This is a genomic window from Agrobacterium sp. ICMP 6402 (assembly GCF_009498615.1).
Taxonomy (GTDB): Bacteria; Pseudomonadota; Alphaproteobacteria; order Rhizobiales; family Rhizobiaceae; genus Agrobacterium; species Agrobacterium burrii.
Genome location: NZ_QSNV01000007.1, coordinates 214166 through 237285, shown reverse-complemented (window position 1 = coordinate 237285; position 23120 = coordinate 214166). Strand labels below are relative to the sequence as shown.

Genomic DNA, 23120 nt, shown 5'->3' with positions numbered 1-23120 from the left:
ATGATTTTGCACCGGCATTGTCGTTCTCCGAATTATCTGGAATGACTCTATCGACAAAGCCTGTTGATGAATTTAGATATCCTCTCAAATGATGACTAAATTCCACCATCCGCCCCTATCCCTTTCTGCAGCCCTGGGCGACCACGATCTAGAAAAGTCCGCGGCGCGAGTGCACGCTGTGAGGATCGACGTATCCCAGAACGAACGGGAGGCACCTGAACACCGCCACCAAAAAGGGCAGCTTGTCATGGCCTCACGGGGCGGCGTGACATGTCGCGTTCCAAGCGGGATGTGGATGGTGCCGCCCCATTGCGGCGTCTGGGTTCCCGGCGGCATGCCGCATAGCAACGTGGCAACCGCCAACGCCCGTTTGTTTTTTCTGTTCATCGAGCCGGGCGCCGCCGATCTGCCAGACCGGTGCTGCACACTGTCTCTATCCCCGCTCATCCGGGAACTTATCATTGAGATGGCTAATCAGCCCGCAGCAGTGACCGCAGATTCAGAACTCATGGCAACACTGCTTCTGTCGGCGTTGCCGCGGATGCCGATAGAGCATCTTCATCTCCCGCTTACAGATGAGCCCCGGCTTGTGCGGATTGCATCGGAGCTGGCCGACCATCCTGCCGATCGTAGTACGATGGCGCTATGGGCAAGGCGGGTGGGGATGAGTGAGAATTCGCTCGCACGTCTCGTCCAGCACCAGACCGGCCTCACATTCGGTCGTTGGCGACAGCAGCTGCAATTGATCGTCGCAATCCGCAGCCTTGCGGCCGGGTCGACAGTTCAGCAGGTTTCGGGCGACCTTGGATATGAATCCGTGTCTGCGTTTATCACCATGTTCAAGAAAGCGCTTGGCACATCGCCAGCCAGATATTTAGGTAACTTTGACCGGTAGCATCATGAAATTCAGTTATCACCTGAGAGGAGATAAGGCATGTTCACCCACATCATGATCGGCAGTAACGACCTGGAGCGGTCTAGAAATTTCTACGACGCCACCTTTGTTGCCCTAGGGGGCAAGCCCGGCGAGATGGATGCGCGAGGCCGACTGCTCTACGCACATGAAGGAGGGCGGCTGATGATAACGAAACCGATCGACGGGAAGCCGGCGACCGCTGCCAACGGCGGAACGATCGGTATTGCGGCGACGACCCCCGACCATGTCGTGGCATGGCATGCCGCTGGTGTCGCACACGGCGGCACGTCAATCGAGAGCCCGCCTACGGAACGACCGAACGGCGCGTTCGTCGCATATCTTCGCGACCCCGACGGAAACAAACTTTCCGCGCGGACGCATCAGCTGAAATGAGGTAGCTGTGCGTAGCTCCTAGTAATGCCCAGCGACCGATATCGAAATCCGAATGGACGAGGACGCTTAACATAAAGAGGCGGGGTTGGAGACCTTGCGGGTCAGTTCATCGACGTCATCTGCGGCAAGAGAAGGCAGGGCACTTAGAAGAACCAGAATAGACCCGCTGCGTACATTTTTTGTCGCCGTGGAGAGCGCATATTGTTCGAGGTCGCGGCTTCAATTGAAGTACGCAACTATAAACACGCTCGATTTTGGGTTGAACGGCAGGCGACGAGGTAGCTCTCCGGGTTAGACTAGGTGATCATCAGAGGTCTGTTTCCTATAAGGAGCGACTGGCCGACCTCGTTGCATTGACCGGTTGGCGAACGAAATCGTGAGATGAGCCTTGCTGCAGACGTCGAACCTTCATCGCCTCGCGAAACATTGGCTTCTAACTGACGGGAGAACGGGGTAGTGCTTTTGAAACCCTGGCCGCGACCGGATCGGAGACAGGAGACAAGTATGTCAGCGCTCAAGGACAACCGTGAGCATTGCATGATCAGAAATGCGTTCGAAGCTTCTGTTTAACAAGGGGTCTGCCGCGTCAACTCTTGTAACAGCATCTTTCCATCTCCCGCCCTTACGAAGGATCGCGCGGTCGGCCTTGAAATTCGACAATGCCGTGGGCAATGTCTGCAGAAGAGTTGTGCCCTTTTCAAGTCCGGCGCTCAGATCTTTGTAAAAGCGCCGTTTTATCGAACCCCAGTGGTTCAGGTCCCCGATCATAATGTCCGCTCCGTGAATGACACTTGTGTCGACAAATACGGGAACGATATTCTTGTCCATGCTTGTGAAATTCGGCCCGGGCAAGTGCGCGGACGTAATCGTGATGTTGGCGTAACTGCGGGGCATTTTCACTGCTGCGGTGATGACGCAACCATCCCGATACCAACCCGTTTCCTGATTGGCGACCTTGGCACCCCATCGTTTGACGGAATCCAGCCTCAAATGATAGTCCTGCCCCTTAACGGAGTAGACGGGGCTGGTATCCGAGTGGAGTTTTTTCTTCCCGATAATGCCTCCGTCTTCATCGCTGTCAATGTCGTCTGATCCCTCGACAGCAGATGCCGACCGTTTCTTGTTCAGCGACGTTTGCTCGATGACTGGAACCGCAGTCGCGTATGGGTTCGTGATATATGCCTTTCTGAGCAATTTCCGTGCATCATGGGCTGCCTGTATAGCCTCCTGATTGGCTTTATCGATATAGGGGCGCAGATTTGCCGGAAAGCCGAGCTTTTTGACATCCAGAACTTCGATGCCCTGGTAAATTATAATTATCCACTCACGGGTGTAGGCAAGGCCGCCACAATCAAAGGCAACCACGGTGGGCGAATATTTCGCCCTGTGTGGATCGAAAGCCTGTTTTATCAAGTCCACGATAACGTCTATCGAATTCAGTCCACGGGCCCTTGTCCTTGGCGGAGCATTGATTTCCAGCAAGGTCCCTAAAAATTTGCGGTCCTTATTATCGCCATCCTCAAGGACCGCCACAATATGATCAGCCACATCGCGGGAGAGTTCACGGGCCTTGCTTTCTGAAAAGTTCTGTAAATTCCAGGTGAAGACTGAAATATTCATTGGCGACAACCAACCTGCTGGAAAAGATTTATAACAAGTTTCCTGTATCAGGCGCCCGAACCCGGACACATGCCCGGGTTACATAGTGCGCAATGCTCCTTCTCACGCATCAGCGATCGGACGGGATCCGGTCTGCAAGAAGAATCCGGGGTGCGAGGAAATTGACTTTTTCCTCGCGATAGAAACCTATGCCGATAACATCTTTTGCCGCATCCGCGATGACGCCCTTCTGCGCAACGACGAGTTGGTCTGCATCCCGCAGAGTGTCGGAGCGCGAACTCATCGGGGCGATCCATTCGGCATGGCCGTCATATCTGTACATCGGGCTTAGTATCGTGGTTCCCGGGACGAAGGCAAAACGCATTTCGCTTATGGGATGGGACGGCAGATAGAGCAGGCTGTTCTGGATAAAGCATTTACCTTGTGCCTTGTCGCTCCAGATATAGGCAGACTGCTCTGGATCGGCCTCATCCGGCTCCCGCTCCTCATATACCCATTGACATGTGGATGAACCGGTTCTCTGGACATAGAGTTCGCATTTCAAACCCCAGCCATCTCGGGTCCGGCCACGGTTATATGCCTTGAATCTCAGGCCCCTGACCTTGCCCCTGACCGGGATGGGAAGGCTGCAAAAGGAATAGATGGAGTATGGAAAAACGCTCGTTTCTTGGGGAAAGTCCTGCGTGAATGATCTGCCTGCATCGGCAGTCATAACCGCAGACCATCGCTGACGGTCGGTGTCGGCCTGTTCCTCGAGGCTGACCGGATAAGACTGTCCGTGCATATTGTTCGCCGTGCCGGATGTTGCAACCTTCGAGGTTTCGGTGATGGGCTTCAGATAACCTTCACTCGTCAAGGCCCACCGCTGGCGTTCGCTCGCGGTCCTAGTCCTTGCGCATAATTGCCCGTTGCTATCGGCGGTCAGCAGAAGCTCGCTCTCCACATCGCCATCAACTGCCTTGATACGGCTGGTGATCACGCCATCGCCGCCCATGGTCCATACCTGGTGCGCACCGCCAAGATCAGGCAGCATGACCACGCGGGAACCGATATCAGGTGCTATTTTGCTGACGCATTCTGCATCCTGAACAGACAACACCATCTTGTTGTCGCGGGAGCCCAGCTTGAACAGTCCATCGGGCTTTGTCGAAGGCAGTTGCGCAAATGTCTTCAGATCGAGCGAAGGTGTGATCTCGGTGAGGTTCCAGATCTCCGTTGTGTTGGCGCTTTTTGCTTGCGGCCGCGCAACCAGCCTTTTTGCCTGGTTGACGGCGAGTACATAATTCCCTTTCATGGTGGTGCTGGTAAAGGTTCCCGCACCGGAATATGCCCATTGCTGATGCTCGGCCATGCCCACCTGCTTCAACAGAACCGGAAGTTCGGCCTGCTTCGAGCCTGCTTCAGCCTCTCCTATACTGATAGCAAATTCGGCTGTCGCTCCACGACCCTTGAGGCCGGCCGGGCGAGTAACAAACGCGATGAGATGTCCCTCGGGACTCATTCTCCAGGCTTGCGTATCCGACGGGATGATTTCCACCAGGCCAATGCTGCCTCCGTCAGTCGGCGGTACTTGGCTGATAGTCAGTCCGCAAAGGTGCGCGGCATTCTCGGCAAGGAACCATGTTTCAGCGGCCAGATTGCCCAGACGATCCCCATATTCCCCGTAGAAAATAAATGCTGCGTTCTCCCTGTATAGCAGATCACGTTTGGTACTCCTTGCAGCGAATTCGCCGAGGATAGACCAGCACGCATCTCTCAGGTCGGTAGGAAGAAGATTGATGCTCGGTACGAGATCCTCACGCTGCACAACGCTCCAGCGGCGGTAATCAGATAATGAACGGATCCAGCCGCCGGCATACTGGACAAGACCGCCTTCTCCGCCCATAGCGTGAAATGTGGCCGACTGGTTTTCTTTCCGTGAGTTTTCACTCGCCTGATCCTGCGAGGAATCTTCGCCCTCGACAGATGCCTCGACATTGGCGGAGACCGTTTTCAGGTTTGCTTTTACAGAGGCTGCGAAACGTTTTGTAACGTCGCTCGTCGTCTGCGCACCTTCGTATGTTCTGGTTTCGGTGGCGAAAAGGCGACCGCCAACAAGGATCATTGTCGGGGCGAAGTGGCCGAAAGCGTCGAGCACTTTCCGGAGTGCTGAAAACCGGCCTTCGATGGTCTGGTAATCGTCCATCACTTCGCGGCACGCATCGATGAATTCCTGGCTGGCACAGGGCTTTCGATCATCGAATGACAATTCGATCCGGGGCAAAAAGAAGTTCGAGGTTATGAAAACCTGCTTCTGCAGGCCGCCAGCCCCCTCCTGGCTTTGCCGTGACGAAGAGACTGCAACGCCCAGGCCGCCCCGTACAGCCACACCGGCACTCACCGCCAGCGAGAACTTCAGGTTAGTGACGCCATTCTTCTGGTTCTGATGCACCTCTTCCGAAAAAGCGAAATAATTCTCGAAATATCCTGCAAATGCCGGCTTTCGATACAATGGCTTGGCGACGACGATATTCGCGGGCTGCGCAGAGAGCGCTTCTGCTCCGGGTCGCCTCAGCACATCCCTGAAACCGACCTGAACCTGGTTCGAAGCACGCTGATCGATTGCCACACCGCGATAGAATCCGACGCGATCCAGCAGGTCTTCCCTCTGAGCCGGCGTCAGATCGAAAAAGTCCTGACTGTCGTTGATCTGGAGATTGGCCAGATTCATCAGCGTGGTTTTATCGCGCGCCGTAAACTCATGATTTGCAATGGACATCTCGTCCATTTTTTCCACGAGCTTGCTCGTGATGTCGGGTGTCGAGGTCCGCACGGCGGAGAGGATCGCGGCACGGTCGTCTGCCGCTTCTTTCTGCACTTGTGCCGCCCGGACCTTCAGCTGTCTTTCAGCCTCTGTGACTTCCAGTTCCGCCTCTTGCAGACAGTGGATACGGGTCCGCTGGTTCAGCGCCTCGTATTTCTGCTCGATCTCGTCTTCATCCGGTTCGGCGGGCTGTGGACCTGGCATCACTGATTCCTGAAATGTTAAAGCTGAAATATGTTGCCACCTGCACGGTCCCGTGCAGGTGGCGTACGTACGGCTGTTAAAACTGCCCGTTCAATCCGATCCGTCCGCCGATTGACCTGTCGCCATCCCCTTCGAAGTTGAACAGCAAACTGGCATCAACCATCCACAGGTCCGGCGTCTGAAGTGCCAGCCCCGCCTTGAGGGCGCCGAAGGCCCCGGGACCATCGAGGCCGGATAAGCCTCCCGTCACACCGATATTCGGCCTGAGCATCGAGCCGTTATCGAGAGTGAAGGAGCGCGTGATCTCGGCACCGAGACTGACGCGAAACTGCTCCTCGTTGAAGCCATTGATGATAACAGTGTCGCCAGTGCCGTTGCCTACGGTGTAATCCTCGACTTTTTCCGAGAAATAGACTGCCCTGAACTTCGGCTTCAGCATTGTATCACTACCGATATCCCACTGGCCTTCGATTGCGGTATCGGCCATCCAGCGGCTGGTTCTGAACTCGCCGTCCCAGATTTGCGTATCGATGTCGTTAACAGATCCGCCATAGCGCAGGCTGGCATTCCAGAACACGCCCTTGCCGATTTCGAAAGAGGCATAGGGGCCAGCGAGCCAGCCGTTGCCGCTCAATTCTGCGTCCTCGTCTGTCGGGTCGGTCATGTAATCATAGTGGAAAGACAGCCCGAACAAGATCTTCTCTGTCAGAAGGTAGTCCGCGCCGGCATTGAGCATGCCGAAGCTGCCCCACTTGCCGCCGTTGTCCGAAGTATCGGTGTGAGCCAGAAAGGCGCCATCGATCCATATATTGAATGGTGAGCTATAGCCGCCAGCCTGGCCGTCGGCCTTGTCCCTTGCCGATTGAATCCGGGCGAGACTGGTGGAGAAGTCTAAGGTCATGCCGTTTTGCGATGGCGTCATGCGGGCAGTAACTGGCCCGGTTGCCTCGCTCATCTGCCGGCGTTCGAGAAGTCCGGGAACATGTATCGTGGAAGCGATCATGCTCTGGCGGGTGCGGATGAAGCTATGGACGAGCTGGTCGATATCCGATTCCACCTGCCCGGCGTCATAGGCGATATTATAGACCACTGTGCCGGTATTGGAGATACCCAGTGCGCTGGTAAGCCTGAAACCGACACGGGCTTGACCCGAATAGGCCGGGTTCGGCGTGAATTGAAGATACCAGCCAACAGGCGTGTTAACCGGTCCGCTCTGGGCCAGCTGGCCCTGGATAATCGTTGCAGTTCCCGCATTTGACGGCTCCACGAAGGTCGTTTCGGCCTGCACGAATGGGCCGCCTGTCGCGCCGCGGTTCAGATAAACATCGACAGGCGAGGAGCCGGTATCGATATTGACCACCTTGTCAGTGACAGTCACGGCTCGGGGCCGGACGGTCAGCGAATAGCTTGCTGTTCCTGTGGAGCCATTGCCGTCACGCGCCTGAATGCTGAAGGCATAATCCTTCTCTTCAGCATCGGCGGCGGTGGGCCCGGTCAGTTCGCCGGTGGAGATATTGAGCACTATTCCCTTGGGCAGAGTTCCGGAGGCGAGACTGTAGACCAGTGAACCGGTGCCACCGGTGGCTGTGGTAGTCTGGCTATATTCCTCGCCGACCATGGCGTCCGCAAGGGCTCCGCCACCTGGCGTAAACACAAGTGTGGTTACAGGAGAGACGATACTGACGGCGTAGCTCGCAGAACCTGTAACATTGTTTGCATCGATTACCGTGATGGTGAAGCTGTAGCTTCCGGCGACTGTCGGCCTTCCGGAAATTTCGCCCGTTGCAGGATCGACGCCCAGACCTGACGGCAAGGATCCGGAGGCGCTGAAGGTGAATGGTGCGGTGCCTCCCCTCAGAGAAAGTGTCTGACGGTAGTCATTGGCAGTCGTTCCGTCAGGCAATCTTCCGCTTGCCGGTAAGATGACGAGTGTTTCGGGCTGATAGGTGAAGCCATTGGCCAATGTGCCCGAGCCACCCGGAGCGGTAACCACGATATCCACAGCACCTGCCCTGTTTGCTGGCGTTGTCGCGCTGATCGATGTCGCACCATTGATGGTGAAACCGGTTGCTGGAACGCCACCGATGCTCACTCCGGTTGCTCCAGTCAGGTTGGTGCCGGTAATGGTAACTGCCGTCCCGCCGGCGATTGTGCCGGATGCGGGCGAGATACCGCTGAGGACCGGCACGGGCGGGCGGACGGTGATGTTGACCGTTGCCGCCGCCGAGGTGCCATCGGCATTACTCGCGGTATAGGTGAAGCTGTCGGGGCCGAAAAAGCCTGCTGTCGGTGTATAGGTGATCGACGTGCCGGAAGCGTTCGCTGTACCGTTTGCTGCCTGGGTACCTATTGCAACCGAAGTTGCCACACCACCTGTAATGTTCAGCGCAATGGCATTGCCGGTCGAATTGGCAGCAACAGTCTCGGAAACAGCATTGGCGACCGGCGGTGCCGGTGCCACAAAAGTGTAGCTGTTGGTGAGTGTGCCTGTTCCATCAGGCGTGGTCACCACCACATTCACGGCACCTGCCGCATGAGCGGGCGTTGTCGCGGTAATCGAGCTTGCCGACACGACCGTAACGCCGGTTGCGGCTACACCACCGATGCTGACCGCAGTGGCCCCGGTCAGATTGGTGCCCGTAATGGTAACAGCCGTTCCGCCCGCTGTTGTGCCGGATGCAGGCGAAATCGAGGTAACATTCGGGGCCGAGATAGGGGCCGAGCAAACAATCGTAACCCCGCTCAGGAATGTTCTGGAATTGATCTGGATCGATAGCCCGTTGGTGCTTAGGGAGTTGTGGCTGCCAAAATGGGGTCCAGCAGAACCTGTATAGCTCGAATACCGATAAAATACGGTGCTGCTATTCTGGTTATTCAGCCTGATCTGGGCGGAGTTGATCTCGGGGACGGTTTTTGGGTCGCCGCCATTATCGGTAAATGACACCGTAACCGTTTCCCCGGTCACAAAATCCGCCGCATTGAATGTTGCCGAATAGGATGTGGTGCCACTATTGCTATTCAGGGTCGTACAGGCGTTCGACAACGCCAGAGCGGGAGATGCCGCTACTGCAAGGCCCGTCATCGTTAAGGTTGAAAGAAGGATCCTCCGGATTAGTGACGCTTGCAAAAATTTCCTGAGCACTAGTTTTCTTGCAAGAAATCCCGTGGCCTTGACACCAATCATTTCAAAGTTTTCCGTCGTGCATGCGTTTCCGAAGGTATGCCTTTTGCAGCAATGAACATGTTTAGTTTGCTTCGCCCTGCCCGGACAGAACGCAATTGGAACGGTTTGAAACGGTTTGGAACGGAAAGCGTGTCTGCGTGGCCACAATCGCCCTAAATATCGACAGGTCGTAAGACCGGTTCGACGGGTCGCCGGTTCCTGCTATCGGGAATCAGGCTTCATGCTTGACAACATTACCTTCGGGAGCCAGTGGGAACGGGTGGTGTGCGCGCGGCGGAGGACAAGAACCGGCTCGTTCAGACTGTTGCGGCCATTCTGGCCATTGACCTTCCGGGTGTGGCATATGTCGATATTGAAGCTTTTTCTGGCCATGCTGATCGCGTTGTTCCTTGGTGCCACAGCCACAAGCGCTGGCGACGGCGCTTCGGAAATTCGCATTCGGGAAGTGCCGGGCGTATTTTCCGGCTCCCTGTCTCTTGATGGCTTTATCGATGTCGCACTTGTCGAGAATGCAGAGGCGACACTGGATGATCTGCTCGCGCAGCACTCGTTATTCGCGCCGATTGCCGGGCATGATATCAATCTCGGTTTCGTCCGGACCTCCGCCTGGATGAGATTTGCGCTGGCCTTGTCGCCGCAGGCGGAACATCCGCAGAATCTCCTCCTGTCGCTCACGCCGAATTTTACGGATGAGCTGGAGGCATATGTTGGCGTGCAAAAAGCCGGAATGAGTGCTGCGGATTTTGATGTCTACGAGATGGGTGATCATTCGCCGCGCTCACGCGCCAATGTAAACACATCGGCGAACATACTTACCCTTGAATTGCAGCCGGGCCAGACGACGATCATATATCTGCGCGCCCGGAATCATGACGCAAGTCTCAACGTTTCAGCGGAAATACTGTCTCCCGCCCATTACGAATATGGGTCGATCATCCAGAATATCGTTCGTGGCATGTGGTTCGGGGGCATGGGCATATTGCTCGTCATCCAGTTCTTCTTCTTTTATTTTGATCGAAAAAAGTTTTACATCATTCTCGCCATGGATATTCTGGCTGTCAGCTCGACATATTTTGGAAGCCTCGGCCTGGCCAGGCTGCTGTTCTTCAATGAAGGCGGACTGGGCAATGACTATCTCACCAGCACCTCATCGTGGTTTGGCCTGATCGCCGGTGCTCTCTCGATTGCCGCAATTCTTGATCTGCGCCCCCGCTATCCGCTTATCGATCTCTATTTCCGGTTTGCCGCACTGGTTGGCGTGGTGGGCATATTCTGTGTGCTGTATGGGGTGAACCGCTATTTCGTGCTGGTGGCCGGGCCCGTCATTCTTGTACTTACCACAATGGCCATGACCGTTGCGTTTCTGGATTTTATCCGCTCCCGCGATGCTCAACATGGCCTCAACCTTGCGGCATTCGGCCTGCTGTGGGCCGGGTTGATGGCAACCAATGGCCAGCGCTACGGCGTTCTCCCCTTGCCGGTATGGGTCGCCGGTTCCTACGCGGCAACGAGCATCATCCATTTTACCCTGCTGACAGGTTCGCTTGCCGTGCGGCTTCGTAATGCCGAGGCGGCGGCAAGGGAAGCGGATCGCCGTGCAGTTCTTGCGGCAAATGCTGCCGAGCAGCATGCCAATGATCTGGTGCTGAAACGGACGCGCGAACTTGAGGAAGCGAAAGGCGTTGCGGAACACGCATTGCATGCCGAGTTAAAGGCACAGGAGCAGCAGGTCCGGTTCATGGAAGTTATTTCGCACCAGTATAGGACCCCTCTTGGCGTCATCCGCACGAACCTTGAAAGCGTGAGGCTCACGCTTCCGAAGAACGATGACGCCAATCGCGCCAGACTGGATCGGGCGCGTGTCGGCATTTCACGGCTGGTCGAGGTGCTTGAAGTCAACCTGACACGCAGCAAGCTTCAGGGACCAGCCTATCAACCAGCATTTTCAGAAACTAGCGTTGCCGATCTGATCGGTATCATCATTCCGGGTGCACACGATCTTCTCCACGGTGCCACTATCAACGTTACGGTGACGAGCGAGGCTGAACGTGCGCGAATTCGTGCTGATCGCGAAATGCTCAGGCTAGCAGTCATCAATCTTCTCGAAAATGCCTTCAAGTTTTCTGCCCCCGCAGGATCATCAATGGTTTGGCTGGACGTATTTTGCGAGGGGGATGAGGTGCACCTGCGGATCCGTGACAAAGGCATCGGGATCGCCGGACAGCAACCCGAAGATCTCGTCAGGAACTCCGTTCGCGGAGCCAATTCGGCGCATATCGAGGGGACCGGTATGGGATTGTCTCTGGTCAAGCGGGCTACGGATGCGCACGGAGGGCGCTTCGTGCTCGCAGGCAGGGGCGGGGGTGGAACCGAGGCAACGATCGCCCTGCCCCTTCCGGGGTGAACCTGCGGAGCGGACGGTTAGTCACCGGGACATAGTGCTCATGGTCCGGATTTTCCGTTTGCAGAATCCTGCCCGTGATTTTCATGCGTTTGCGACCGGGAGGAGGAACGGGTAAGATAGTCATGCAGTTTGCTTCAGGGCTGCATTGCATGGCATCCAGACGTAAGGCAGATGATCAGAGAACCGACGCCACGCCCTTCTTCAAGACAATCGGGCGGAAATCAACCTATTCGCGTAATCCTTGTTGAAGATGATTTCGACTTGCGGCAAGGGCTGACAGATTTTCTTCGTCTCAACGCGCTTGCGGTAACGGCAGTCGCGAATGGTGCGGAGTTTGATCGGGCATTTGCCACCGAAAACTTCGATATTGCCATCCTCGACCTCAATCTTCCGGATGTAAGCGGCTTCGAGATCGCACGCTATATAACGGAAAACACAAATCTGGGCATTATCATCCTCACGGCCAGGACATTGAGGGATGACAAGCTCCGGGGCTATGCCGAAGGCGCGAATTTATACCTGACCAAGCCCGTTGATGGTGATGAACTCGTTCTGGCCATCAAAAATCTCGCAGATCGCATCGTGCAGACAGGCGAAACCTCGAAGCCACCGGTTGAGCCGGCCACAGGCTGGCGTTTTGATAGCGCAGCCCGGCGCCTCGTGTCCCCGCAAGGGATAGCGATCAGGCTATCCGGGCGAGAGGCGAAGCTGGTTTCAAGACTGGCTGAAGAGGGCGGCCGTATCGTATCTCGCGCAGAGCTTGTGCGCGCCATGGGCTACGGGGAAATGACCCCGGCGACCAGGAGCCTCGATGCTGTTTTACGGCGCTTGCGCGTGAAGGCGCGTGAGGCAGGACTTGAACTTCCGGTACATGTGATCCATGCCGCAGGCTTCCAGTTCTCCGGCGAGATCGTTATGCGTTGAGGTCTGTGGGTCGTCTATTCCTTGAGTGACTATGGTCGGCTTGCAGTATGGAGCGCTGGAACTGGCCTACATGCCGCTTCCGGCACACCAGGTACCAGTTAGTATCCAGATGCCATGCCACCTGTCGTTTGGCAGTTATCCGTGAGAATGCGGCCGTTCGCTCAGGCTCGGCGTCGACGCTACTACGCAACTGTACGAAATAGGCCGCTTTTACCGCCGTTCGTGAGCGATTTTAGCAAAGAATGGCGTGGTTTCGATGATCGCAAGTAAAGATGAAAGCAGGGCCCCGCAACCAATTCCTACTCCATAATATCCCCCAATAGCCCAAACTACGATCCAGTACGCTAAAACACTACGATCATCGGTGCTAAATCCTCGGCAAAAAACAAAAATTTAAAAAGCGACAGGTGCAAAGCCGGGGGGCGGCCGGAGGCGCTGACGCCGCCGCTTGCCCGATGGATAAGCGAATATGGTCGCTGGTAAGCGGCAATCTTCCGAGATGCAGAAAGTGCCAATGCCGAATTATATAACGCGCAGCTTGTCGATGCCGCCGCATATGCCCGTGCGAGAGGAGACGGCTAAGCGACGAGTGTCGTTCGGTGCTAGCTCAAGGCAGAGTAAATCTGCGAAGCCGCGCATCCTACACGAATTTGCGCTTTCGACCGGTGTCGATACCGACGGTTCTGCGTAACTTCCACGTAATTTTCGCTGGCCATACGTCTCCGCCTTGGTGCGTCTCAACGGTCGACGGGCGACCGTAGCGGCGATGGATCGAAAGGACAGACATGAAAAAGATCATTTCAGGCGTATTCGTTTGTTTGACGCTGACGGCGTGCAGCCAGACGGAAAAGGGTGCCGGCATTGGTGCGGCCAGTGGCGCGATCATCGGCGGGCTGGCAAGCGGCACGTGGGAAGGTGCTGCAGTGGGAGCCGCCGCGGGTGGCGCAGGAGGGGCTGTCATTGGGAACATTAGTGAACGAAACGACAGGAACCGCCGCGATCGCTGGGAACATCGGGACCGGCGCAGCTACGATTGCAGATATCGGGATAACTACGGTCGCTGCCGATAAAAAACTGGCCTTGGGCGACGGGGGCTAAAGGCCAAATGGATACCGGGCAGATTTCGGTTCCCCGTTGCCGAACATCTGGACCGCCGATCAACTTGGCGGCCAGTCGGTCATGACAGTCGAGTTTATCTGAACCACACATATAATTTGCTGTTAGAATTCCTGAGACAGCTGTCCGGGACTTGCACGATCAGGCCACTATGAAACTTCTGCTTATCGAAGATGATCCGGAAATGACGGATGCCTTGAGGACGGCCCTCTCGCAGCATGGCATCGTGCTGGACGCTGTTGGAGATCTGGTGACGGCGCGGGAAGCAATCGCCATGGCGGATTACGATATTGTCCTTATCGACCGGCAACTGCCGGATGGCGATGGCAGTACCTTTCTCGCCGATTTGCGCCGCGCGGGTTCAAATACGCGATCGATCATCATCTCCGCTCTGAGGTCGACCGACGAGCGAATTTCCGGCCTCAATGACGGCGCCGATGACTATTTGCCGAAGCCGTTCGAAATTCCCGAGCTGATTGCCAGAATGAGCGCTGTGCTGAGGCGGGTGCCGACAACCGGCCCATTCGTCCTGTCGGCAGGAAACGTCACCTATGATCGTGTTTCATGCGATGTGCATGTTAACGGCGTCCGGCTTGCGCTTACCCGCAGGGAACTGCTCATCATCGAAACTCTTCTGAGAAACCGTGGGCGTACCGTGTTGCGCTCGTCACTTGAGGGTCAGGTCTATTCCTTTGACGATGAGATCCAGTCGAACTCACTGGAATCCAATATGTCTCGCCTGCGCCGAAAGCTTGGCGAAGCGGAGGCCGACATTGTTATCAAAAACATTCGTGGCATAGGCTACTACCTTCATGAGCAGAAATAGGATGACCAGCACATCCCTTCGCTGGCGCTTCACTTTTGGTTTTATTGTCCTGCAGCTCTGCGCGGTCATCGCCTCGCTCAGCCTGGTTTTCTATCTCCTTTCTGGCCTCAAGCCCGATGTGGCGATCACGTCCATCTGGCTGTCTCAAGAAATCGCAGACTCGGTCCGTCTCGAGCCGAATGGCCGGGTCCATCTGGTGCCGACGGCCGAGCTTAAAGAGATTATGGAGGAAGCGCCTGACCTGTGGTTCGTGGCAGACCTTGGAAAAGATATTGTCCTTGCACACGGCGCGCCTCCCGGGAAAATTGCCGACAACATGCCATTCCTGCGGGCGTTCAGAAGTGTCGAGCTCCATGGTGACCTGAACGATCCGCTGAGTGTCGCCCGCATGGAGCGTTTCGACACAGAGGCCGGTGAGGCAACGATTTTTGCTGGCGGTGTCTCGATGTCCCAATATGGTGTGACCGTGCTGTTGGGGAACCTTGCCATCGGCGTGCCGGCGCTGATCCTCGTCGCCATGTCCCTCATTGGCGTCCCGTTCGTCACACGCCTGGCTTTGCGGTCCTTCAGCGATCTGACCACGCGTCTTGACAGGATCGATCTCGACACGCGTGGCGCCCTGGTGGAAGAGCGTGGCTTGCCCAATGAGGTGCTTCGCCTGGTGCGCGACATCAACAGGGCGCTGCGTCGTCTCGATAGTGGCTTCGAAGCGACAGAGCGCTTCTTCGTCAACGCGGCCCATGAACTTCGAACGCCGATCGCTGTCCTGCAGGTGAGGATAGATACGCTTTCACCAGGTGCGGACAAGACACACCTGCAGACGGCCATCAAGCGACTTACAGCGATCGCGAACCAGCTTCTCGACACCGAGAAGTACCGGCAGAAGCCCCAGCAGAATGCACCCGTCGATCTCAACAGCGTTGTGTCGAAGGTGGTTGCCGACCTTGCTCCACTGGCGATCGCCGAAGGTTACGAGATTTCGTTCGATAGCGATGCGGAAAATCTGTTCGTTCCCGGGGATGCCGAAGCTCTGGAGCGTGCATTCGTCAATCTGGTCCGTAATGCAGTCCAGTACGGAGGCGGAAGAGGACAGATATCGGTCAGTATCGAGGCTGACGGCAGCGTGACTGTCGCCGATCAGGGCTGCGGAATTGCCGGCGATAAGCAGTCGCGCATATTCGAGCCGTTCTACCGTGTCAGCCCCCACGGCTCAGGTGCGGGGCTGGGGCTCAGCATGGTCAACGAGATTGTCACCCGTCACGGCGGCTATGTTGAGCTTTCGTCCGCTCCAGGCAAGGGCAGCACATTTGCCGTACGCTGGCGCGAGAAGCGCGTTTTCCAGCAGCGGTAGGGCCCGCCGTCTGCGCCAACGGGTCAAGGCATCTTCATCCTTCGGCGTTGGCTGGGCATAGCCGCGATGGCTCGATGTCTGGCGGGCAATCTCTGGCACGCCATCCACATTGCAAACACTCTTTGCCGATCGGTTGATTTTACAGCGCGTACTAAACGGATAGGCGCCACGACGGCTCCCCGTAATTTTCAGGTAACTCTCGTGACAGAGAAAGCCCGCAAATTTCAATAGCATGGGCCACGACTAAATGACACGACACATTACCCGCAAGCGTTTCATCCTGGCGGCGGCAACCCTTGTCGGTCTGCTGGGCGTCTGGCTCCTGTTTCTGCGTCCGCCGGCGAAGCTTGAACTGGTGACCGCGCAGGCGCGAACGGGTGACATTGAAGAGGTGGTGCTAGCGACCGGGGTTCTCGAGCCGCTCGAGCTGGTGCGTGTCGGCGCCCAGGCCTCGGGTCGCGTTGAGCATCTGGCTGTCAAGATCGGTGACATCGTCGAGGCTGGCCAATTGGTGGCCGAGATCGATTCCCAGACCCGGCGCAACACCTTGCGGGACCGTGAGGCCGCTTTGGCCAACATCCGCGCCGTTCACGCCGCGCGCAGTGCCGGTCTGGTGAAAGCCGAGAAGGATTTCGAGCGCGAGCGTGACCTGCTGGCAGGTGGTTCCACGCCGCGCGCCCAGTATGACGCCGCGGTTGCGATGCGAGACACCGCGCGGGCTGAGGTTCAATCGCTGGACGCTCAGGTCTCCCAAGCGCAGGTCGCGCTGGAGTCTGCGGGTATAGAACTGGACTACACGCGCATCACTGCCCCAATCGCCGGCACTGTGGTTGCGATCGTCACTGACGAGGGCCAAACCGTGAATGCCCTGCAGACCGCGCCGACCATCGTCATGATCGCGCGATTGGACACAATGACGGTGCGCGCGGATATCTCTGAGGCTGACGTCGTGCGTGTGCGGCGGGGCCTTCCGGTCTGGTTCAGCATTCTTGGCGATCCGAAGCGTCGTTTCGATGGGGAGTTGCGACAGGTGGAACCGGCCCCGGCCTCCATCGCCAACGAGAGCAACGCCGCCGCGAGCCGGATTGGCTCAACCAACGGCGCTGTCTATTACACCGGGCTGATCGACGTGGCGAATGCGGACGGGGTCCTGCGGCCCTCCATGACGGCGCAGGTGTCCATCGTTTTGAGCCGCGTCAGCGGCGCCGTGCTTATCCCGCTCAGCGCAGTGGAAGGGGCGCCCCGGGCCGGCGATACGGCGCGTGTGCGCATACTGGACGCGGGGGGCGAGGTCCAGATCCGGCAGGTCCAGGTCGGCATCGATAACGGCGCGGACATCCAGATCCTTATCGGTCTTCAGGCAGGCGAGACCATCGTCCTGGGAGCATCCACGGACGAACGCGCGGATGGCCAGGCTCAGCTGGCCGCGGCGAAGCGATAGGGCGCGTTATGACGGAACCACTGATCCGCGTACGTGGGGTATCCCGCGCTTTTCCCGCAGGCGACGAGATGGTGCGGGTGCTGAAAGACGTCGACATCGACATAGAGGCCGGCGAGATGATGGCCATCATCGGCGCCTCGGGCTCCGGCAAGTCGACGCTGATGAATATCCTTGGCTGCCTCGATCGTCCGACGGCCGGCAGCTACTGGATCGAAGGGCGCGAGACGTCGAAGATGTCCGTGGACGAACTGGCGGCGCTACGCCGTGAGCGGTTTGGTTTCATCTTCCAGCGCTATCATCTGCTTGGCGATCTCAGCGCGGCCAGCAACGTCGAGGTGCCAGCCATCTATGCCGGACGCAACCGATCCGACCGGCACAAGCGAGCGATCTCCTTGTTGACCCGGCTGGGCCTCGCCGAGCGGACGGGCAATATCCCGGGCAAGCTTTCGGGCGGCCAGCAGCAGCGGGTGTCGATCGCCCGCGCCCTGATGAATGGCGGCGAGATAATTCTGGCCGACGAACCAACCGGAGCGCTGGATACACACAGTGGCGCCGAAGTCATGAAGATCCTGCGGGAGCTTCATGCCGAAGGGCATACCATCATCCTCGTCACTCACGACAAGAAGATCGCCGAACACGCGGATCGGGTTGTAGAGATCAGCGACGGCGTTATCATTTCCGACGAGCGCAATATATCCAAATCCGCCGCGACGGCCCGTCCCATCCGCGAGCACGCGCCGGGCGCTGGCTGGCGTGGCGCAATTGACCGGATGGCCGAAGCTTTTCGTATGGCGGGCGCGGCAATATGGGCGCACAAGATGCGCTCGCTTCTGACCATGCTCGGTATCATCATCGGTATCGCCTCAGTGGCGGCTATCTCGGCACTGGGAGCCGGCTCGCAGCAACAAATCCTGAGCAGTATCAGTTCGCTCGGCACCAACACGATCGAGGTGCGGGCCGGTAAAGGCTTCGGCGATCTGGAAGCGGGCAGGATACGGACGCTGGTTCCCGCCGACGCCGAAGCGCTGGTGAACCAGCCCTATGTCGACAGCGTGACACCAACCGTCGCGACGAGCGTAACTGTCAAGCGCGCCGCCGTGGCCGTCAATGCGTCAGTCTCCGGAGTCGGCGCGGACTTCTTTCGTGTACGGGGCCTTGAGCTGGCGCATGGACAATTGTTCGACGCAGAGGACGTTACCGCCTACAGTCAGAATGTGGTGATCGATGCAAACGCTGCGCGAGACCTGTTTCCAGACCGGGTAAACCCGGTGGGGCAGGTCATCCTTCTGGGCACAATGCCGGCGAGGGTTGTGGGTGTGACGAAACGGGAAAACTCCTTCGGCCCGGCGGTTGATACATTGACGGTTTATGCGCCTTACACAACGGTCATGGGCCGCATGCTGGGTCGTCCGAACGTCGACGGCATAACGGTCCGTATCAGCGACGATGTCGATCCGGGCAATGTCGAGGCCGCGGTTTCGCGCCTTATCGAGCGTCGGCATGGCGCGAAAGACTTCTTCCTCACCAACTCGGCGACCATTCGCGAGACTATCGAGACCACCACGCAAACCCTGACGTTGCTGATTTCGTCAGTCGCCGTGATCTCGCTGATTGTCGGCGGCATCGGTGTGATGAATATCATGCTGGTGTCCGTGACTGAACGCACCAAGGAGATCGGGGTTCGTGTGGCTGTTGGCGCTCGCCGCAGCGACATCCTCTCCCAGTTCCTGATCGAGGCCATCATGGTCTGCCTTGTCGGCGGCTTCATGGGAGTGATGCTCGCCCTCGGGATCAGCGCTCTTTTCAATTTGCTGAGCCCCGATTTCAAAATGATCTTCTCTTCGGGCTCCATCATGGTGGCCTTCACCTGCTCGACCCTGATCGGAATAGTCTTCGGCTTCCTTCCCGCCCGCAATGCGGCAAAGCTGGACCCGATCGAAGCCTTGGCACGTGACTGATGACCCGCGAACGTCTGCTCGGTTGCGAGCAACGATATCCGTGTCCAACTTGGACAGGGAGTATAACTTGATCGCAAAGGGTGGACTGCGCGGCATGCCGCTACGAGGAGGTGACGGCGGCAATGGTCGAAAGCTGCCTGACAATCCTGTCGCCGTTACGTCCCGGTTGTTATTATTGAGCCTCGAGTAGTGTCATGAAACTGATGCCGACAAGACTGCATCCAGCGACCTGCGCCCGTTGCCAGCAAGCCAGGACGCGAAAGTCAACAGGTCGGGGTTGATTTCGCGCATGAGTTTCAGATCGACCTGCTCGGCGAGCGGCCCGTCTATCAGGCTCTCCGCCATATGCGCGAGATCAGCGTTTGCAGCCAGAACATCGTCCGGAAACCGTTCATAGGTTACCGGCCGGCCGGCTGCTTCGCTGAAGGCGACCTCAAGTTCACGCCCGGTCAGGCGGTCGCTCGCGACCTTAAACGTTGTGCCGCCAAAGCGGGACTTATCGGCAAACACGGCAGCAACAAATCTGCCGATGTCTTCCACGGCTGTGAGCTGAATGGAATGGTCCGGCCGGATCAGGGATATCAACCGGCCCTCATCCAGACCGAAACCGGGTCGCACCAGCATTTCCATGAAAATCATCGGCCGGATGATGGTCGTAGTCATGTCGAGCTGTCGAATATGGGCTTCGATACGAGGCTTGGCGTCGAAACGCGGAACGCCTGTCAGTTCGTTCCCCACGCTGGCGCCCGACGAATAAACAAAATGGTTGATGCCGGTTTCGGCAGCGATATCCGCAATCGATATACCATGACGGACTTCGTCTTCGGCAGCCAGGTTGGCTGGCAGTACGCTAAAGACACCGTAAGCGCCTTTCATCGCGGTGCGGATGACATCGGTCTCTTCGAATGAACCCTGCACAAGCTCGATGCCTGCATTCCGCAATTGCAGAGATGCAGCTTTGGTGGAATCCTGAACGAGTGCGCGAACAGGCCATCCCGCCTTCAACAAGGCTTTGGCGACAGATCCTCCCTGCCTTCCGGTAGCGCCGAAAACCAGAATGGGGTGCTTGCTATTGGTCACTTGAAACCCTCGCGTTAAACAAGGACCGTCTATATATACGAATGTAGTCTTGCCGGAAGACGGCACATTCTTTAGCATCAGGCACAAGGATGATACCCTTGGATGAACAGATCGATGCCGGCACATCGCGCGGATCAGAAAACGACAGACACTTCAGACCCATACCGTCAAACGGGGTCTGCGGCCTGCTGAGTGACAAATGGACAGTGCCGGTTCTTTGGCGTCTTTCGCTCGCTGCGGATCATCGGCTCCGCTTTTCAGCCTTGAGAAAAGAGGTCGGCGAAATCACCCAGCGCATGCTGACGCTCACCCTGCGCAATCTCGAGCGTGACGGATTCGTTGTACGCCATTATTTCCCTGAAGTGCCGCCACGTGTTGAGTACGAGCTAACAGAGATCGGCCACGGAGCTTTGCGCGCCCTTGAGGGATTTAACTTCTGGGTCCACGACAATCTGAACGCCATCAAGGCGCGCCGGCGCGCTTACGACCAGGGGGAGTTGTAAATCCAAATCCCCGGAATTGGCTGAGAAGGTCAGATGTCGGTCCAGGGTAGCAACGCTTGGATACGACCGCTTTGGGGTCAGAAGCTGCCATGGAGACCCGCCGCGCTCCATAGCAGCTATTTCATCCTTGGTCGCCAAAATCGGGCAGTCCAATTCCGACCGCAAAATTGGTCATTTCAGGCCAGCCAAGTTCTTGGCTCACCTACGAAGCCCTTATCTAGGGAGCGCGTATCGGTATGCATAGAAGCTGACAAAGGAACGCAGATGTCGATCACTGTAGAGAAAATAATCCCCGCTGTGCGTATGCGCCAGTTCCATCAGATGGTTGATCGGTGGCTTGAGGAGGGTCCGATCAAGCTCGCGACCAATGCCACTATAACTGCAATGGACAATGCCGGAATCCCGGAAGCTGAACAGGCAGCGATCATTGAAGACCGGGATATCATCATGAAACACAATATGCGCCTCGGTGTAATCAGCGAAGTATTCGCACCGGCCATCGAGAAAGCGGTGAATTCGTCTCGGTCGGGAAGTGAAGCCAAAGATGAGATCGCTCGGTTGATTGTGACTGCAATTGGCATCCGCCAGGACGATGACAGTGAACGGGTCACTTTCACGTTCACTACCCAAAGTGAGGCAGATTTATTCGACAAATCCATCTGACGCATCGCTGCGAGCGGTTTTTAGTCTAATTATTTAGCAGGTACCCACCGGACCCACTTCACGTTTTGAAATGAACGGTCACCGAAAATGAGTTTCCATTCCGTGCCTATACGGTCATGTGTTTGTGAAGTTCGTATGAGCCATTGCTCGACGACACACGAATCAAAGAGCTGACAGCATGGAAAATCCGGTTGCACTGAATCATCTTTCCGAAAACACGGTTTTCCGTAAAGGCGATGTTTTCGTACTCTTCGGCGAACTGTTCGGCCGCGGATACGCCACCGGCTTGCTCGATGAAGCCAGACGGGCTGGAATGGAGATTGTCGGGATCACGGTCGGGCGACGCGACGAGAACAACGGGCTGCGGCCGCTCGACGCCGAGGAACTGTCTTCGGCGGAGGCCCAACTGGGCGGCAGGATCATCAACATCCCTCTTATGGCGGGTTTTGATCTGGATGCGCCCGAAGGCGGCCCAACGCCCACCGATCTTCTGGCAAAGATGACGCTTGAGAGCTGGGAACACGACAAGCTCGACTGGGACTATGTCGAGCAATGCCGCGACATTGCCACTGCGCGTTTTACGGAGTCGCTTTCAAAGGTCATGGCCGTTCTCGACGGCATGATCGCCGCTGGCCGCAATGTTTTCTTCGCCCACACAATGGCCGGGGGCATCCCGAAGGCGAAGGTATTCCTGGTCGTCGCCAATCGAATCTACAAGGGGACAGGAACCCGCCACATGTCGTCGCAGACCTTGCTCGACAGTGACCTGGGAAAACTCATCCTGCAGAATTTTGACGATGTCTCCGCAAACACTTTTCGCCATCTCATTGATTTCAGCACGGCGATCCGCGAGCGCGTGGAGGCTTCGGGCGGACAGGTGCGATATACAGCCTATGGTTACCACGGATCAGCCGTCCTCATTGACGGAAGCTATCGTTGGCAGACCTACACCAACTACACGCAGGGCTATGCAAAGATGCGGCTCGAAGGCATTGCAGAGGAAGCTTGGGCGGCAGGGGTCAAGGCAACTGTCTATAATTGTCCCGAAATCCGGACCAATTCTTCCGATGTGTTCACGGGTATCGAGTTGCCCCTGATACCGCTGCTGCTTGCGTTGAAGAAAGAAAACGGTGGCCAATGGGCAGACGAACATTGGCAGGCCTGCGAGCAGTTGCTGGTCGATGGCTTAACTATGGAAGACGTCTTCGGCAAGATCGCCGCCATGCAGGCCAGCGAGGTCATGCGTCCATTCTATGATTTTTCGGCCTGGCCCATGGCAAACAGCCAGGCACAGGCCGATTTGACCATCGGCACGTCCAATGAGATCACCCAGATGCATCGCGATAGAAAGTTGATGATCAGCGACCTCCTCAGCGGCCTCGTTGTGAAGGCGACCGGGCAGCTGATTTTCGGCGAATCTTCCGAACCCTCCGGTCCCGTCCTATGGCTCAACCATGATATTGTGGCTCGGCGACTTAACGCTTCCCACCTTCAGTCGAAGTCTCCTGTGCCGCTGATCGCGCAAGGAATGGAATCCTCTGACGTTGAGGTGGCGTGAAGGCTTCCCGGCCTAGCTTGGCAGCTTTGTGTTTTGGACATGAGTGACGAATCTTGCGACAGGAGTCGCCCTAAATCGGACAGTGCATCGTCTGACGCGAATGTCCGTTGTTGGCGCGAAGCGGAAGATGGCAGGAGACCCGAAGCGGCGATTTGCCAGCCTTGAGGTGCCTATGC

General features: G+C 57.0%; 16 protein-coding genes. 12 read left to right on the top strand and 4 right to left on the bottom strand.

Annotation, left to right across the window (positions count from 1 at the left end):
• Nucleotides 1–88: 88 nt before the first annotated feature.
• On the top strand, nt 89–895 hold the full coding sequence (locus DXT96_RS19010) for a helix-turn-helix domain-containing protein (protein ID WP_153515962.1): 807 nt from the start codon (nt 89–91) through the stop codon (nt 893–895).
• A gap of 39 nt (nt 896–934) precedes the next feature.
• Nucleotides 935–1309 carry a VOC family protein gene (locus DXT96_RS19005; protein WP_149900706.1) on the top strand — a complete coding sequence of 125 codons (375 nt, stop codon included), beginning with the start codon at nt 935–937 and terminating at the stop codon, nt 1307–1309.
• 507 nt (nt 1310–1816) lie between these two features.
• Here the strand turns inward: DXT96_RS19005 and DXT96_RS19000 are convergent.
• From DXT96_RS19000 to DXT96_RS18990, 3 genes are all read right to left on the bottom strand, one after another.
• Entirely contained in the window at nt 1817–2929 is a 1113-nt protein-coding gene (locus DXT96_RS19000; RefSeq protein ID WP_153515961.1) for a hypothetical protein, read from the bottom strand.
• A 109-nt stretch (nt 2930–3038) separates the two neighbouring features.
• On the bottom strand, nt 3039–5936 hold the full coding sequence (locus DXT96_RS18995; RefSeq protein ID WP_153515960.1) for an RICIN domain-containing protein: 2898 nt from the start codon (nt 5934–5936) through the stop codon (nt 3039–3041).
• Between the two features lie 76 nt (nt 5937–6012).
• Nucleotides 6013–8880: an IPT/TIG domain-containing protein gene (locus DXT96_RS18990; RefSeq protein WP_194287682.1), complete on the bottom strand. Its 2868-nt coding sequence runs from the start codon at nt 8878–8880 to the stop codon at nt 6013–6015.
• Between the two features lie 460 nt (nt 8881–9340).
• Here DXT96_RS18990 and DXT96_RS18985 point away from each other — a divergent pair, with 460 nt between their 5' ends.
• The 7 genes from DXT96_RS18985 (at nt 9341) to DXT96_RS18955 (ending at nt 19140) form a co-directional block, all read left to right on the top strand.
• Entirely contained in the window at nt 9341–11524 is a 2184-nt protein-coding gene (locus DXT96_RS18985) for a sensor histidine kinase (protein WP_153515958.1), read from the top strand.
• A gap of 171 nt (nt 11525–11695) precedes the next feature.
• Nucleotides 11696–12448 (top strand): response regulator transcription factor, encoded by a 753-nt coding sequence (locus DXT96_RS18980; RefSeq protein WP_153515957.1) that lies wholly within the window; start codon nt 11696–11698, stop codon nt 12446–12448.
• 785 nt (nt 12449–13233) lie between these two features.
• Nucleotides 13234–13518: a YMGG-like glycine zipper-containing protein gene (locus DXT96_RS18975; RefSeq protein ID WP_149900712.1), complete on the top strand. Its 285-nt coding sequence runs from the start codon at nt 13234–13236 to the stop codon at nt 13516–13518.
• A gap of 197 nt (nt 13519–13715) precedes the next feature.
• Entirely contained in the window at nt 13716–14390 is a 675-nt protein-coding gene (locus tag DXT96_RS18970; RefSeq protein WP_153515956.1) for a response regulator transcription factor, read from the top strand.
• A 1-nt stretch (nt 14391) separates the two neighbouring features.
• Complete coding sequence (locus tag DXT96_RS18965) at nt 14392–15741, top strand: HAMP domain-containing sensor histidine kinase (RefSeq protein ID WP_153515955.1); 1350 nt, start codon at nt 14392–14394, stop codon at nt 15739–15741.
• 247 nt (nt 15742–15988) lie between these two features.
• Entirely contained in the window at nt 15989–17182 is a 1194-nt protein-coding gene (locus DXT96_RS18960; RefSeq protein ID WP_153515954.1) for an efflux RND transporter periplasmic adaptor subunit, read from the top strand.
• A gap of 8 nt (nt 17183–17190) precedes the next feature.
• Complete coding sequence (locus DXT96_RS18955; protein ID WP_153515953.1) at nt 17191–19140, top strand: MacB family efflux pump subunit; 1950 nt, start codon at nt 17191–17193, stop codon at nt 19138–19140.
• 192 nt (nt 19141–19332) lie between these two features.
• On the opposite strand, the gene DXT96_RS18950 is transcribed toward DXT96_RS18955, so the two are convergent.
• Nucleotides 19333–20286: an NmrA/HSCARG family protein gene (locus DXT96_RS18950; RefSeq protein ID WP_371418921.1), complete on the bottom strand. Its 954-nt coding sequence runs from the start codon at nt 20284–20286 to the stop codon at nt 19333–19335.
• Nucleotides 20287–20309: 23 nt separating this feature from the next.
• On the opposite strand from DXT96_RS18950, the gene DXT96_RS18945 reads away from it, so the two are divergent.
• The 3 genes from DXT96_RS18945 to DXT96_RS18935 all read left to right on the top strand — a co-directional run bounded on the left by DXT96_RS18945 (nt 20310) and on the right by DXT96_RS18935 (nt 22944).
• Nucleotides 20310–20723, top strand: coding sequence for a helix-turn-helix domain-containing protein (locus tag DXT96_RS18945; protein ID WP_153515952.1), 414 nt, complete (start codon nt 20310–20312; stop codon nt 20721–20723).
• A gap of 264 nt (nt 20724–20987) precedes the next feature.
• Complete coding sequence (locus tag DXT96_RS18940) at nt 20988–21386, top strand: hypothetical protein (protein ID WP_153515951.1); 399 nt, start codon at nt 20988–20990, stop codon at nt 21384–21386.
• Between the two features lie 178 nt (nt 21387–21564).
• Nucleotides 21565–22944 (top strand): hypothetical protein, encoded by a 1380-nt coding sequence (locus DXT96_RS18935; protein ID WP_153515950.1) that lies wholly within the window; start codon nt 21565–21567, stop codon nt 22942–22944.
• Nucleotides 22945–23120: the final 176 nt, after the last annotated feature.